Genomic DNA, 13,153 nt, shown 5'->3' with positions numbered 1-13,153 from the left:
ACGACAGCATGGGCATCCTTGAAACCAGGCCGCTGCAGCCGTTCGCGGCCGAAGCCACCGGCATCGACCTGCGCGAGCCGCTGACGCCGGCGCAGGTGAAGGCCATCGAAGACGCGATGGACCGGCACGCCGTGCTGGTGTTTCGCAACCAGCCGCTGACGCAGAGCCAGCAGATCGCCTTTGCCAAGGCGCTCGGTCCGCTGGACATGGGCCTGCGCAAGCTCAAGGGCGGGCCGCACCGCTTCGAGTACGCCGAACTGGCCGACATCTCCAACGTCAAGGTCGACGGCGACGTGGCGGATCGCCAGCACGCCAAGATCGTGGGCAACGTCGCCAACCAGCTGTGGCACAGCGACAGCTCGTTCCAAAAGCCGCGCGCCAAGTACTCGATGCTGTCGGCCGTGACGGTGCCCGGCTTCGGCGGCGAAACCGAGTTCGCCGACCTGCGCATGGCCTACGACGCCTTGCCGGCATGGCGCAAACGCCAGATCGAGAAGCTGCAGGCAGTGCACTACGCGCTGCATTCGCGCTTCCTGCTGGGCGATACGCAGTACACGCAGGAGCAGCGCGCCGCGATTGCGCCGGCGTCCTGGCCGCTGGTGCAGACCGACCCGCGCACCGGCCGCAAGATCCTGTTCGTGGGCATCCACGCCTGCGAGGTCGAGGGCATGACGGTGGCCGAGGGCCGCATGCTGCTGCTGGACCTGATGGAACACGCCACCCAGCGCGAGTTCGTCCACCAGCACCACTGGCAGGTGGGCGACCTGGTGATGTGGGACAACACGGCCACCGTGCACCGCGGCCGCTGGTTCGACTTCGCCGAGCGGCGCGAGCTGCGGCGGGCGACCACGGAAGAAGTCACGGCCTGAGAGCGACGGCCCCGGGCCGGGCGCGGCGGGGCGGGACCGGGGCGCAAGGCAGACTCCGTGCGACACACATCCGATGTGCATGGCCCCCTTCACCATCACCGTTCGCCCCGGCCAGCCCGTCCTCGTCGTCCAGGCGTCGGGGCGGGCGGCGCTGGCGGACCTGTGCGCCTACGCGGACTTCGTCGCCGGCCTGGCCCGGGGCCGGCGGGTCCGCAAGGCGGTCATGAACCTGCTGGCGGTGCAGATCGGCATTTCCTTCACCGACCACATCACCTTGGGCGCGCACGCGGCCCGGGCGCTGCGGGAACTGGAACAGGCGGCCTCGGCGGTCGACGCCAAGTACCGCAGCGGCACCCGCGAAAAGGCGGCGCAAAACTCGGGGCTGAAGCTGCGCACCTTCACCGACCTGGGCGAAGCGATCGCCTGGGTGTCCTAGGCTGCTGGGCAGGCGAAGCACCGCGGCAGCCGGGCCGCAAGCCCGGATGCGCGGCGCTGATCGCCCCAGCCGACCAAGGTCACGGGCGCCCCGGAAACACCGGCTTGCGCCGCTGCGCGAACGCCCGCACGCCTTCGCCGAAGTCCTCGCAGTCGATCAGCCCCTGCTGCCGCTCGCGCTCGTGGGCGAGCTGCTGGGCTTCCAGCCCCGGCCGGTGGATTGGGAATTCCCCGGACTCAGGCTTGCGCCAGCAGATCCTTGAGCGGCACGGTTTCGTCGGCCAGCCGCTCGGGATCGGCCACGCAGCCGGGGCCCAGCAGGCGCTTGGCCAGCATGAACTCGGCGGGACGATTGACTGCGTCGATGGCAAGGAGACGGTTGCCCTGCAGGTAGAACGCGCTGAAGGAGCGCCTGGCCGGGTCGCCGCGCAGGATGCAACGGTCGTGCCCCTGCGACAGGCCGGCCATCTGCAGCTTCAGGTCGTACTGGTCCGACCAGAACCACGGGATGCCGGCGGCGGGCTTGGGCTTGCCGCACAGCCAGGCGGCGGCGGCGCGGGCCTGCTCCAGCGCGTTGGGCACGGACTCCAGGCGCAGCTCGCGCGCGTAATGGGCGCTTTGCTGCAGCGTGCAGTCGCCCGCCGCCACGATGTCGGTGTCGGCCGTGCAGGCGCGCTCGTCCACCGGGATGCCTGCCTCGGTCGCGATGCCGGCCGCTTGCGCCGCCTCCACGTTGACCAGCATGCCCAGGCCGGCCACCACCAGGTCGGCCGGGACGCGCTCGCCGCCGGCGCACAGCACCGTGACGATCTGGTCACCGGCCATCTCGACCGCCTCAACCAGCACGCCAGTGCGCAGGTCCACGCCAGCGTCCCGGTGCACGGACTCATAGAAGGCCGAGATCTCGGCGCCGGCAACGCGCGCCAGCACGCGCGGTTGTGCCTCCAGCAAGGTCACTTCCGCGCCGATGGCGCGCGCCGAGGCCGCCACTTCCAGGCCGATGTAGCCGCCGCCGATCACCACCAGCCGCGAACCCGCCACCAGGCGCAGGCGGATCCCTTCGGCATCGGCCAGGGTGCGCAGGTACAGCAGGTTGGCGGCGCCGCCGGCCGGCAGCCCGGAGCAGGCCAGCGGCCGCGGCCGGCCGCCGGTGCACAGCGCCAGCTTGTCGTACGGCAGCACCGTGCCGTCGGCCAGCGTGACGCGCCGGTTGCCGCGGTCGATCGACTGCATGCGCGCGCCGGGGCGCAGCGTGACCTTGGCGTCGTCGTAGGAAGAGCGCGGCCGCAAGGCCAGCGACTCCGCGTCCGCCTTGCCCGCCAGGTAGGCCTTCGACAGCGGCGGGCGGTGGTAGGGCAGCGCCGTCTCGTCCCACAGCAGCGTGATGCCGCCGCTCCAGCCGCCATTGCGCGCCGCGATCGCGAGTTCGCTGCCGGCGTGGCCGGCACCGACGATCAACAGCTGCTTGTCGTTGCTTGTCTCCATGCGTGCCCTGAATCCTGTTGCCACGAGGGCGTTATATAGTCCGACTGGTCGGTCTAACTATAAGCGGCTTCGGTCCGGGACGCAAACCCCCTGCCGGGGGACAGCGGCGACCGGTCCGGCAGGAGGGGAACCATGACGCGGGTGCGATCCGAAGACTACGACAGCAAGAAACAGGTCATCCTGGACAAGGCCGCCGCGCTGATCGCGCGCAAGGGCTTCGATGTGGCGACCATGATGGACGTGGCCAACGCCTGCGGCACGTCCAAGTCGCACCTGTACCACTACTTTCCCAGCAAGGAAGACCTCCTGTACGGCATCGTGCGCGATCACATCACGCGCCAGGCCGACGAGCTGGTGCGGATCGTCGCGCTGGCCTTGCCGGCCGAGGCGCGCTTGCAGCAATTCGTCGACAGCTTCGTCAGCGGCGCGGCGCGCGAGCGCGACGAGCACATCATCCTGATGAACGACCTGAAGTACCTGCCCAAGGCGCAGCTGCAGGAAGTGCGGCGGCTCGAGGTGCGCGTGACGGAGCTGCTGGAAGGCCTGCTGCACGAGCTGAACCCCGAGCTGATGGAGCCGCAGCGCGTGCGCAAGCCCTACGCGCTGCTGCTGTACGGGATGATGATCTGGACCTTCAACTGGTACCACCGCTCGGGCGAGATCGGCCCGCAGGAGCTGGCCGTGCGCATCGCGCACCTGTTCGTGCACGGCTTCGCGGCGCAGGGGCCGCAGGTGGTGGCGCCGGTGAAGGCGGCGCGGCGCAAGCCCTGACGCGCTCGCCTCAGGCCCCGACCAGGCCCCGGTCGTGCAGCTTGCCGAACGCCGCGGCGTCGAGCCCCAGCACTTCATGCAGCACCTGCTCCGTGTGCTGCCCCAGCCGCGGCGCGGGGGCGACCGGCCGGCGCGGCACGGCGCCGAAGTCGAGCGGGATGCCGGCAGCGAGCATGGGCCCGACGCCGGGTTGCTCGATCGCGCTGAACATCGGGTTGGCCGGCGAGCAGGCCGGATCGTTGCGCACCAGGTCGGCGATGCACTGGTAGCGACCCCAGCACACCCCGTGGCGATCGAACGCCGCGGCGACTTCGGCCAGCGGGCGCGCCGCCATCCACGGCCCGACCAGCGCGGCGATCTCGGCACGGGCGTGAAAGCGGTTGCCTTCCTGCGCCAGGTCGAGTGCCAGCCGCTTTGCGAGCCGGTCCATCTGTTCGCCCAGCCCCATCGCCTCGACCAGCGAGCGCCACTGCTTGAGCGTCAACCCAACGACCATCACCCGCTCGCCATCGGCGCAGCGGAAGTCGCGCGCAAAGGCGCCGAACAGCTCGTTGCCGTGGCGCTGCCGCGGCTCGCCCTGCTGCGCCTCGGCGATGAAGCCCAGGTGGCCCATCACGGCCAGCGCCACATCTTCCAGCGCCAGCTTGACGTGCTGGCCCTGGCCGGTGCGCAGCCGATGCCGCTCCGCCGCCAGCAGGCCCACCGCCACCATCTGGCCGGTGACCAGGTCCCAGGCCGGCAGCACGTGGTTGACCGGCTCCTCGCTCGCGGGCGCGCCGGTGAACAAGGGCACGCCGACGCGCGCATTGACGGTGTAGTCGACCGCCGAGCCGCCATGGCGGTCGCCTTGCAAGGTCAGCTGGACCAGGTCGGGCCGGCGCGCGCGCAGCTTGTCGTGATCCAGCCAGCCGCGCGGCGGAAAGTTGGTCAGGAAGATGCCGGCGTCGTCGCCCGGCGCGCAGATGATCGCCTGCGCCAGCTCGCGGCCTTCGGGTGACGCCAGGTCCAGCGCCACCGAACGCTTGGCCTTGTTCAGGCCGGCCCAGAACAGGCTGGTGTTGTCCCTGGTCACCGGCCAGCGCCGGTAGTCCAGGCCGCCGCCCAGCGCGTCGATGCGGATCACGTCGGCCCCCATCTGCGCCAGCGTCATGCCGCCCAGCGGCGCGGCGACGAAGGCCGATGCCTCCACCACCCGCATGCCGCAGAGGATCGCCTTGTCGCCCATGGTCATGCCCCCGTGGTCGCCACGCCCAGCGCGCGTTCCAGCAGGCTGCGCGCCACCACCTTCAGCGCCAGCGTTTCCTCGGCGCCCTCGAAGATCGACAGCACGCGCGCATCGACGAAGTAGCGGCTGACCGCCGACTCCTCCGCGTAGCCCATGCCGCCGTGCAATTGCACCGCCTCGCGCGTGACCATCTCGGCCGAGCGGCAGGCCAGCAGCTTGACCAGGCTGGCTTCCATGCGGCCCTCGCCGCGGTCGACCATGCCGGCCACCGCGTACGCCAGGTGGCGGCAGGCAGCCAGCCGGGCGCCCATGCGCGCCAGCTTGGCCAGCGTCAGCTGGTACTCCAGCAGCGGAGCGCCGAACACCTTGCGATCGCCGGTGTAGCGGATCGAGGCGCGCAGCGCCGCCCGCATCACGCCGCAGGCGCGGGCCGAGGTCTGCATGCGCCCGCCCACCATGCCGGCCATGGTCAGGTAGAAGCCTTTGCCCAGGCCGGCCTCGCCACCGACCACGTTGGCGTCGGGCACGAACAAGTCCTGGAACGACAGGTCGAAGGAATGCATGCCGCGGTAGCCGATGGTGGGGATCGCGCGCCCGGTCAGCCTGCCGCCCTGCTCCTGCCTGAAGCTGAAGTCGTGCGTGTCGTAGGATGGCTTTTCCACCAGCAGCAGGCTCAGGCCCTTGTGGCCGAGCGAGCGATCGGGGTTGGTGCGCGTGACCACCATCAACACCCCGGCCTTGCCGGCGAAGGTGCACCAGGTCTTGGCGCCGTTCAGGCGCCAGCCGCCGGGCACGCGGGTGCCGCGCAAGGTCAGGCCGGCCACGTCGGAGCCGTGGTCCGGCTCGGTGATCGCGATCGCGCACAAAGGCTCGCCGGCGGCCAGCTGCGGCAGCCAGTGCGCCTTCTGTTCTTCCGTGCCGCCGGCCAGCAAGGCGCGGCTGAGGATTTCCGGCCGGGTGATCAGGCTGCCGGCCGCGGCCAGCGAGCCTTCGGACAAGGCCTCGGTCACCACCACCATCAGCAGCGTGTCCTCGCCTTCATCCGGGCCGCTGCCGCCGTATTTCTCGGGGATGGCCAGGCCGAACACGCCCATCTCGCGCATCGGCTGCAGCATGCTCTCGGGCACCGTCAGGTCGTGGCGATGGATGGCTTCGGCTTGTGGTGCCACCACTTCCTCGGAAAAGCGGCGAAAGGAATCCTGCGCCAGCGCGTGCTGCTCGTCGAGTTCGGTCGGGCCCACCTCGCCGTCGGAGGCGGCCACGGCGCGGCCGGCGGCCTCGAGGGCCACGGCACCGCCAGCGGCGCGGCGCAGCGCGTCCCAGCGTTCGTCGGCGGCAGTGGCGCGCAGCGGCGCCAGCGGCAGCTGCGCTTCCAGGTAGATCGTCTCCAGCCGCGCCAGCACGGCGCTGGCGGCATCGACGGTGAACAACAGCACCAGGGCGGCCTGCGCCGGCTGGGTCTGCGGGGTCAACGTGGCCACGCACGTTTGCGCCGCCAGCAGCTCGGCCCCCGCCCAAGCCAGCTCGAAACTGGTGACCTGCTGCGCGTCGAGCTTGCCGCCGTCCAGCCGGCCGTCGACGACGCACAGCCGCGCCAGCGCGCCGGCGCCGGCGTCGAACGCGGCGCGCAGGTCGGCCAGCAGCCAGCGGGCCGCGTCCAGCTGGGCCTGGAGTGCTTCAGTCATGCGTTCGATTCCGTCATCGTCGGCTCCAGCGCCACCAGCGCCGTGTCGCGGCCTGGCGGGGCGTCTACGCGCAAGCCTGGGTGCCGCCGTCGCCATAGTCCTTGACCGCATCGCCCACGTGCCAGATGTTGGCCAGCGGGGTGTCTTGCGGCATGTCGAAGCCCGCACAGGAGCGCTGCGCCGGCCACTCTCCGCGCATCACGCGGACCGACAGCATTTTGGCATCAGCACAGCCGGGGAACAAGCCTCGACCTCGCCGGCCTCGTCGAAGTCGCCCAGCGCCGGTACCGGTACCGGCCAGCCGGGGCGCGCTGCGGCCAGGTCGGCGTCAGCTCGCGCCCGGGCAGCCAGACGGTGGCGGTCGGCCCGATGTTGCTGATCACCACGCCGGCTTCGACCCGACGACGTCAGCGTGCTGCCGCTGCCGCTGTTCCACGCGGGCGACCTGCTCGCTGGCCTGAACCGGCCATACGCCGGCTGCACCACCATCGTCCTGCGCCAGCCAGTGCGGCGCTGGTGCTGGCGGCGTTCCGCGCCGCGCCGGCGCCGGTGATGGGCCTGGGCCTGGGCCTGGTGCCCGCCGTGCTGCAGATGATGCTGGACCACCCGGACTTCGCCAGCACCGATTTCGCCAGCCTGCGCACCATGACGTACGGCGACTCGCCGATTCCGCCGGCCGTGCTGCGCCGTGCCATCGACGGCATCGGGCCGGTGCTGCTGCAGCTGTTCGGCACGACGGAAATGCACCATCGGCGCCGCGCTGCTGCCGCGGCAAGGGGCCTACTATTGCAGCAGGTCGTTCTTCGGCTGCGCGACTTCCAGCTTGACCTTGAACCGCTCCTTGAGCAGGTTGTAGTAGGCCACGCTCTCGGCCATGCTCCAGGCGCGCAGGTACTGCTCGCGCTCCTGCTGCGCCTGCTGGGGCGACGGCACCTCGCGCGGCAGCACCTTGACCACCTGCACCACGGCATAGCCCTCGGCACCCAGGTCGACGCCCAGCAGCGCCGGCAGCGCCGCCGCATCCGCGCGCAAGGCGGCCTCGATCACCGGCGGCGGCTGCTTGCCCGCGTCCTGCCGCGACAGCGGCACGGCCGCCGGCAGGGCCGCAGCAGCGGCAGCCGGATCAGCCTTCCACGCGGCCAGGCGCTCCTGGCCTTCCTTGCGGGCCAGTTCGGCGGCGCGCTCGGCCACCACGCGCTCGCGCACCTGCGCGCGCACTTCGGCCAGCGGCCGGGTGCGCGCGGGCGTGTACTGCGTGATGCGGCCGGACACCATCTGGTTCGGGCCGATCTCCAGCGCCTCGGTGTTGCGCGTGCGCTCGACCGAGTCGGGGCCGAACAAGGCCTGCAGGAACTTGGGATTGGCCAGCGGCCCGGTGGCGCCCGGCTGCGGGGTGCGCGTGATGCCGCTGGCGCTGCGCACTTCGAGCTTGAGCTTTTCGGCCACCGGCTTGAGGCTGTCGGACTGCTCGTAGACGCCGTTGCTGAAGGCATCGGCGGCCTCGGCGTACTTGCGTTGCGCCTGTTCGCCGCGCAGCTGCGCCTCGATCTCGGGGCGCACTTCCTCGAAGGTCCGCGTTTTGGGCACCTTCATGTCGGTCAGGCGGATGATGTGGAAGCCGAACTCGGTCTCGACCACGTCGCTGATCTGGCCCTTTTGCTTGAGCCCGAAGGCGGCGTCCTCGAACGCCTTGGTCATGGCGCCGCGGCTGAAGAAGTCGAGGTCGCCGCCCTGGGGCGCGGAGCCGGGGTCCTGCGAATTCTTCTTGGCCACTTCGGCGAAGCTGTCGGGGGCCTTTCTCACCTGCGCCAGCAGCTCCCCGGCGCGGGCCTTGGCCTGGTCCTTGTCGGCGGCCGACGCGCCCTTGGGCACGGCGATCAGGATGTGGCTGGCGCGGCGCTCTTCCTGCTGTCCGCCGGACAGGCGCGCGGCGTTTTGCTCGAAGTAGGTCCTCAGGTCCTGCTCGGGCAGCGCGATGCCGCCCTGCACCGCCGCCAGGTCCAGCACCACGTATTCCACGTTGGCCTGCTCCGGCGCCTGGAACTGCTGCGGGTTGGCCTTGTAGTAGGCCTCGATCTGCGCATCCGTGGGCTCCACCCTGGCCTGGAAGTCGGCCGGCGCGAACCGCGCCACCCGCACTTCGCGCCGCTCGAAGTAATTACCCAGCGCCACGCCCGCCACCGTCGGCGTCACGAAGGCGGACTGCGCCACCGCGCCGAGCACCTGGCGGGTGGCCAGCTCGGCCCGCACCGAGTTCTCGAACACCTCCGGCGACATGCCTTGCTGGGCCAGCATCTGCCGGTAGCGGTCCATGTCCAGCTTGCCGTCGGCGCCGCGCAAGGCGGCGATCAGCTCGTTGCCCTGCAGCTCGCGGGCCACCCGGGCGTCGCTGACGAACAGCCGCGCCTGCTCCGCCGCCGCCGCCAGCACGCGCTCGCGCACCAGCCGCTCGAGCGCGCCGAACTTGGCCGCCGGCGAGTCGAACAGCTTGGCGTCCAGGGTCGGCATCTGCTGGCGCATGCGGTCGACTTCGGCCTTGTGCGCGGCGTCCCATTCGGACTGCGTGATCTCTTGGCCATCCACGGTGGCCACCACGGCGCCCTTGTCGCTCATGCTGTTGTAGCCCTCCACGCCGAACAGCACGAAGGAAGGGACGATCAGGATGAACAGCAGGAACTGCATCACCCTGGTGTGCTTGCGGACGAAATCAAACATGCTTGGAACTCGCGGTCTTCAAAAACAAAAAGGCGAACCTCGGTTCGCCTTCTCTCGTGGTGGGTGCTGACGGGCTCGAACCGCCGACCTACGCCGTGTAAGGGCGCTGCTCTACCAACTGAGCTAAGCACCCCACTGGAAACAACCGGCCATCAGTTCAGCGCATCCTTGAGCGCCTTGCCGGGACGGAACTTGGGCACCTTGGCAGCCTTGATTTTAATCGCTGCGCCGGTGCGCGGATTGCGACCGGCCCGGGCAGCCCTTTTTCCGACCGCGAAAGTGCCGAAACCCACCAGCGAAACGGAGCCACCTTTCTTCAGCGTGGTCTTGACGGCGCCGATCATCGATTCCAGCGCCCGGGTGGCGGCGGCCTTGGAAATGTCGGCGTGTTTCGCGATGTGCTCGATGAGTTCGGTCTTGTTCACAGGGGGCCCTCGTTCAGATGGTTTTTTGTTGACGCTGTCTCTGCTCAAAAAATTTGTCTCCCGTTCCGGCGTGGCCATGGGCGCAAAGGCAGGAAGGGGAGACGCTGTCGCGCGGCCCGCGGGCCACTGGCGCGATTAAAGCCAGCAGGCCAAACGGTGTCAATACAGCATGCGGCAATACAACACGCCGCCCGCGGATTGCGGGGCCGAAACTGAGCATTGATGCGGGTTCGCGGCCGTTTTCAGGCACTGCCGCAAGGCCGCCTGCAGCCGCTGGTCGCCGTTACAAGGCTTGCGCGATGGCCTTGCCGACGTCGGTGGTGCTGGCCTTGCCGCCGATGTCGCCGGTGCGCGGCGCGCCCGACTTCGGATCGAGCACTTGCTCGATCGCCCGCAGGATCGCGTCGTGCGCATCCTTGTGGCCCAGGAAGTCCAGCATCATCGCGCCGCACCAGATCTGGCCGATCGGGTTGGCGATGTTCTTGCCGTAGATGTCGGGCGCCGAGCCGTGCACCGGCTCGAACAGCGAGGGAAACTTGCGGTCCGGGTTCAGGTTGGCGCTGGGCGCGATGCCGATGGTGCCGGTGCAGGCCGGGCCCAGGTCACTCAGGATGTCGCCGAACAGGTTGCTGGCCACCACCACGTCGAAGAAGTCGGGCCGCTGCACGAAGTGGGCGGTGAGGATGTCGATGTGGAACTTGTCCTGCTTCACGCCGGGGTACTGCTTTGCCATCTCCGCCACGCGCTCGTCCCAGTACGGCATGGTGATGGCGATGCCGTTGGACTTGGTGGCGCTGGTCAGGTGCTTCTTGGGGCGCGACTGAGCCAGCTCGAACGCGAACTTGAGCACCCGGTCCACGCCGATGCGCGACATCACCGTCTCCTGCATCACGATCTCGCGCTCGGTGCCCGGGTACATGCGCCCGCCGATGCTGCTGTACTCGCCCTCGGTGTTCTCGCGCACGATGTACATGTCGATCTCGCCGGGCTGGCGCGGACTGCCGTCGCGCCGCACCACCGGGGCGATGATGCCGGGCATCAGCCGCGCCGGCCGCAGATTGACGTACTGGTCGAACTCGCGGCGAAACAGCAGCAGCGACTGCCACAGCGAGGTGTGGTCGGCGATCTTCTCGGGCCAGCCGACGGCGCCGAAGAAGATGGCGTCGTGGCCGCCGATCTGGTCCTTCCAGTCGTCGGGCAGGTACTTGCCGTGCTTCTCGCAGTATTCCCAGCTGGAGAAGTCGAACACGTCGAAGGCCAGGTCGATGCCGAACTTGCTGGCGGCGGCTTGCACCACGCGCATGCCCTCGGGCATGACTTCCTTGCCGATGCCGTCGCCGGCGATGACTGCGATGCGCTTCTTGCTCAAGGGATGCTCCTGAAAAAGTCCATGGATTCGCGCAGCAGAAGCTCGGGCGCTTCTTCCGCGATGTAGTGGCCGCACGGAACCGCGCGGCCGGAAAAATGGTCGGCGGCGGCGCGCCACAGCGCCGGCACGTCGAAGCAGCGGCCCACCGCGCCGTGCGCGCCCCACAGCACGCGCAGCGGCTGCGCCAGCTTGCGGCCGGCGTCCACGTCGGCCTGGTCGTGCTGCAGGTCGATGCCGGCGCCGGCGCGGTAGTCGGCGCAGATGGATCCGGCGCTGCCGGCGATCGCGGCGCAGCGTTCGTACTCGGCCAGCGCTTCGGGCGCGAAGGCGGACAGGCCGGCGTGCCGCGCGCCCATCACGCTGCGCACGTAGCGCACCGGGTCCGACGCGATCAATGCCTCCGGCAGCGGCGGCGGCTGGATGAGGAAGAACCAGTGCCAGTAGGCGCGGGCGAAAGCCTCGGTGGTGTTGCGGTACATCGCCAGCGTGGGGGCGATGTCGAGCAGCAGCATGCGCTCGACGGCTGCGGGGTGGTCGAGCGCCAGCCGGTGCGCGACGCGCGCGCCGCGGTCATGCGCCAGCACCTGGAAGCGGGCGTGGCCCAGGCCCCGCATCACCGCCAGCGCGTCGAGCGCCAGCTCGCGCTTGGCATAGCCGCCGGAGTCGGCGCCGGCATCCGGCCGGCCGGAGTCGCCGTAGCCGCGCAAGTCCATCAGCACCACCTCGAAACGCTGCGCCAGTTGCGGCGCCACGCCATGCCACATGGCATGGGTTTGCGGATGGCCATGCAGCAGCAGCAGCGGGGCCCCCGCACCGGCGCGCCGCAGGTTCAGCGCAACCCCGTCACGCTCGATGCGCAGTGTCTCGAAGCCTTGCAACATGGGCGGATTCTGGCACTGCCGGCGCGGCCGGTCAGGCCTTCTGGCGCACCACCAGGCTGACCCCGATGGCGGTGAGCGCGACACCGGCGACGATCAGCACGGTGATCGGCTCGTCGAACAGCAGCCAGGCCATCAACGCCGTGCTGGGCGGCACCAGGTACATCAGACTGGTGACACTGGTGGCGGCGCCTTTCTGGATCAGCAGGTACAGCAGCGAGCTGCCGCCCAGCGTGAGGCCGAGCACCGACCAGGCCATGGCGCCGATCAATTCGCCATTGGCCCCGCCGCCGGCCGTGGTCCAGCGCATGGCTTCGGTTTCCAGCAAGGCCAGCGGCAAGGTCAGGGCGAAGGCGGCGGCGAGCTGGACCAGGTTGGCGGTGCGCACGTCGCACGGCTGCACGAAGCGCTTCTGGTACAGCGTGCCGCACGTGATGGCCAGCAGGGCGATGAAGGCGAACAGCAGGTTGAGCGGATGGACTTCGCCGAAGCCGAGCTTCTCCCAGACCACCAGCAACAGGCCGGCCAGGCCGAAGGCCAGTCCGGCCCACTGGCGGCCCGCTACTTCGCCGCCGCGGCTGGAGACCCAGATCGCCGTCAGCACCGGCTGCAGACCGACCAGCAACGCCGCCAGCCCGGCGCCCATGCCGGCCTTGACGGCCGACCAGACGCCGCCCAGGTAGCCCGCATGCATCAGCACGCCGGTGACGGCCAGGTGGCCCCACTGGCCCCGGCCGCGCGGCCAGGACGCGCGCACCAGCATGGCCCAGGCCAGAAAGCACAGCCCCGACAGCGCGTAGCGCACGGCCAGGAATTTCATCGGCGGGGCATGCGGCATGCCGTAACGCGCCACGATGAAGCCGGTCGCCCAGATCACGACGAACACGGCGGGCATCGCCCGCACCAGCGGGTCGGTCCGGCCGGCGGCCGTCACTTCTTCACCCGCCGGCGGATCTCCGGCAACGCCTTGCGCAGGTAGTAGGCCATCGACCAGACGGTCAGGACGGCCGACAGCCAGATCAGCCAGGTGCCCCAGGCCTGCGTGTCGATCATGCCGAACAGCTCGCCGTCGTACAGCAGGAACGGGATGGCGATCATCTGCACGGTGGTCTTGATCTTGCCGAGCATGTGCACCGCAACGCTGCGCGAGGCGCCGAGCTGCGCCATCCACTCGCGCAGCGCGGAGATGGCGATCTCGCGGCCGATGATGATGAGCGCCACGAACACGTCCGCGCGGCCCAGGTGCACCAGCACGAGCAGCGACGCGCACACCAGGAACTTGTCGGCCACCGGATC

13 protein-coding genes and 1 tRNA gene are annotated in these 13,153 nt (G+C 70.1%); 3 read left to right on the top strand and 11 right to left on the bottom strand.

Going from position 1 to position 13,153, the window contains the following annotated elements:
• The first annotated feature begins 8 nt into the window (after nucleotides 1-8).
• Both JWP65_RS06900 and JWP65_RS06895 read left to right on the top strand, forming a co-directional pair.
• Nucleotides 9-869, top strand: a complete 861-nt coding sequence (locus tag JWP65_RS06900) for a TauD/TfdA family dioxygenase (RefSeq protein ID WP_299761904.1) — start codon at nucleotides 9-11, stop codon at nucleotides 867-869.
• Between the two features lie 79 nt (nucleotides 870-948).
• Entirely contained in the window at nucleotides 949-1,305 is a 357-nt protein-coding gene (locus JWP65_RS06895) for a hypothetical protein (RefSeq protein WP_299761901.1), read from the top strand.
• A 236-nt stretch (nucleotides 1,306-1,541) separates the two neighbouring features.
• Here the strand turns inward: JWP65_RS06895 and JWP65_RS06890 are convergent, their stop codons facing one another.
• Complete coding sequence (locus tag JWP65_RS06890; RefSeq protein WP_299761898.1) at nucleotides 1,542-2,789, bottom strand: FAD-dependent oxidoreductase; 1,248 nt, start codon at nucleotides 2,787-2,789, stop codon at nucleotides 1,542-1,544.
• A gap of 132 nt (nucleotides 2,790-2,921) precedes the next feature.
• Between JWP65_RS06890 and JWP65_RS06885 the strand changes: the two genes are divergently transcribed.
• Nucleotides 2,922-3,560: a TetR/AcrR family transcriptional regulator gene (locus tag JWP65_RS06885; RefSeq protein WP_299761894.1), complete on the top strand. Its 639-nt coding sequence runs from the start codon at nucleotides 2,922-2,924 to the stop codon at nucleotides 3,558-3,560.
• Between the two features lie 10 nt (nucleotides 3,561-3,570).
• Here the strand turns inward: JWP65_RS06885 and JWP65_RS06880 are convergent, their stop codons facing one another.
• From JWP65_RS06880 to JWP65_RS06835, 10 genes are all read right to left on the bottom strand, one after another.
• Entirely contained in the window at nucleotides 3,571-4,791 is a 1,221-nt protein-coding gene (locus tag JWP65_RS06880) for a CoA transferase (RefSeq protein WP_299761891.1), read from the bottom strand.
• On the bottom strand, nucleotides 4,788-6,470 hold the full coding sequence (locus JWP65_RS06875; RefSeq protein ID WP_299761888.1) for an acyl-CoA dehydrogenase family protein: 1,683 nt from the start codon (nucleotides 6,468-6,470) through the stop codon (nucleotides 4,788-4,790). The genes JWP65_RS06880 and JWP65_RS06875 overlap by 4 nt, the downstream gene beginning before the upstream one ends.
• A gap of 64 nt (nucleotides 6,471-6,534) precedes the next feature.
• Nucleotides 6,535-6,687 (bottom strand): hypothetical protein, encoded by a 153-nt coding sequence (locus tag JWP65_RS06870; protein ID WP_299761885.1) that lies wholly within the window; start codon nucleotides 6,685-6,687, stop codon nucleotides 6,535-6,537.
• 566 nt (nucleotides 6,688-7,253) lie between these two features.
• Nucleotides 7,254-9,185, bottom strand: a complete 1,932-nt coding sequence (locus JWP65_RS06865; RefSeq protein ID WP_299761882.1) for a SurA N-terminal domain-containing protein — start codon at nucleotides 9,183-9,185, stop codon at nucleotides 7,254-7,256.
• Between the two features lie 57 nt (nucleotides 9,186-9,242).
• Nucleotides 9,243-9,318 (bottom strand) — tRNA-Val (locus tag JWP65_RS06860).
• Nucleotides 9,319-9,337: 19 nt separating this feature from the next.
• Nucleotides 9,338-9,610 (bottom strand): HU family DNA-binding protein, encoded by a 273-nt coding sequence (locus JWP65_RS06855; RefSeq protein WP_141512898.1) that lies wholly within the window; start codon nucleotides 9,608-9,610, stop codon nucleotides 9,338-9,340.
• A gap of 283 nt (nucleotides 9,611-9,893) precedes the next feature.
• Entirely contained in the window at nucleotides 9,894-10,979 is a 1,086-nt protein-coding gene (locus JWP65_RS06850; RefSeq protein ID WP_299761877.1) for a tartrate dehydrogenase, read from the bottom strand.
• Nucleotides 10,976-11,860: an alpha/beta hydrolase gene (locus JWP65_RS06845; RefSeq protein ID WP_299761874.1), complete on the bottom strand. Its 885-nt coding sequence runs from the start codon at nucleotides 11,858-11,860 to the stop codon at nucleotides 10,976-10,978. Before JWP65_RS06845 ends, JWP65_RS06850 begins: the two co-directional genes overlap by 4 nt.
• Before the next feature lie 31 nt (nucleotides 11,861-11,891).
• The gene (locus JWP65_RS06840) at nucleotides 11,892-12,752 is read right to left on the bottom strand and encodes a DMT family transporter (protein ID WP_299761953.1); all 861 of its coding nucleotides are present in this window, start codon (nucleotides 12,750-12,752) and stop codon (nucleotides 11,892-11,894) included.
• A 35-nt stretch (nucleotides 12,753-12,787) separates the two neighbouring features.
• On the bottom strand, nucleotides 12,788-13,153 hold a 366-nt coding region (locus JWP65_RS06835; protein WP_367280480.1), incomplete at its 5' end, for a CDP-alcohol phosphatidyltransferase family protein.

Origin of the sequence: Ramlibacter sp. (assembly GCF_028292805.1) — a bacterium.
Classification (GTDB): domain Bacteria; phylum Pseudomonadota; class Gammaproteobacteria; order Burkholderiales; family Burkholderiaceae_C; genus Ramlibacter.
Note: the sequence above shows the minus strand (reverse complement) of the source record. Positions and strands in the feature narration are given on the sequence as shown.

Coding starts and splice junctions, on each gene's coding strand:
- JWP65_RS06890 (WP_299761898.1), bottom strand. CDS start 2,789: ATGGAGACAAGCAACGACAAGCAGCTGTTGATCGTCGGTGCCGGCCAC.
- JWP65_RS06865 (WP_299761882.1), bottom strand. CDS start 9,185: ATGTTTGATTTCGTCCGCAAGCACACCAGGGTGATGCAGTTCCTGCTG.
- JWP65_RS06870 (WP_299761885.1), bottom strand. CDS start 6,687: ATGCTGTCGGTCCGCGTGATGCGCGGAGAGTGGCCGGCGCAGCGCTCC.
- JWP65_RS06895 (WP_299761901.1), top strand. CDS start 949: ATGGCCCCCTTCACCATCACCGTTCGCCCCGGCCAGCCCGTCCTCGTC.
- JWP65_RS06845 (WP_299761874.1), bottom strand. CDS start 11,860: ATGTTGCAAGGCTTCGAGACACTGCGCATCGAGCGTGACGGGGTTGCG.
- JWP65_RS06875 (WP_299761888.1), bottom strand. CDS start 6,470: ATGACTGAAGCACTCCAGGCCCAGCTGGACGCGGCCCGCTGGCTGCTG.
- JWP65_RS06900 (WP_299761904.1), top strand. CDS start 9: ATGGGCATCCTTGAAACCAGGCCGCTGCAGCCGTTCGCGGCCGAAGCC.
- JWP65_RS06880 (WP_299761891.1), bottom strand. CDS start 4,791: ATGACCATGGGCGACAAGGCGATCCTCTGCGGCATGCGGGTGGTGGAG.
- JWP65_RS06885 (WP_299761894.1), top strand. CDS start 2,922: ATGACGCGGGTGCGATCCGAAGACTACGACAGCAAGAAACAGGTCATC.
- JWP65_RS06840 (WP_299761953.1), bottom strand. CDS start 12,752: ATGCCCGCCGTGTTCGTCGTGATCTGGGCGACCGGCTTCATCGTGGCG.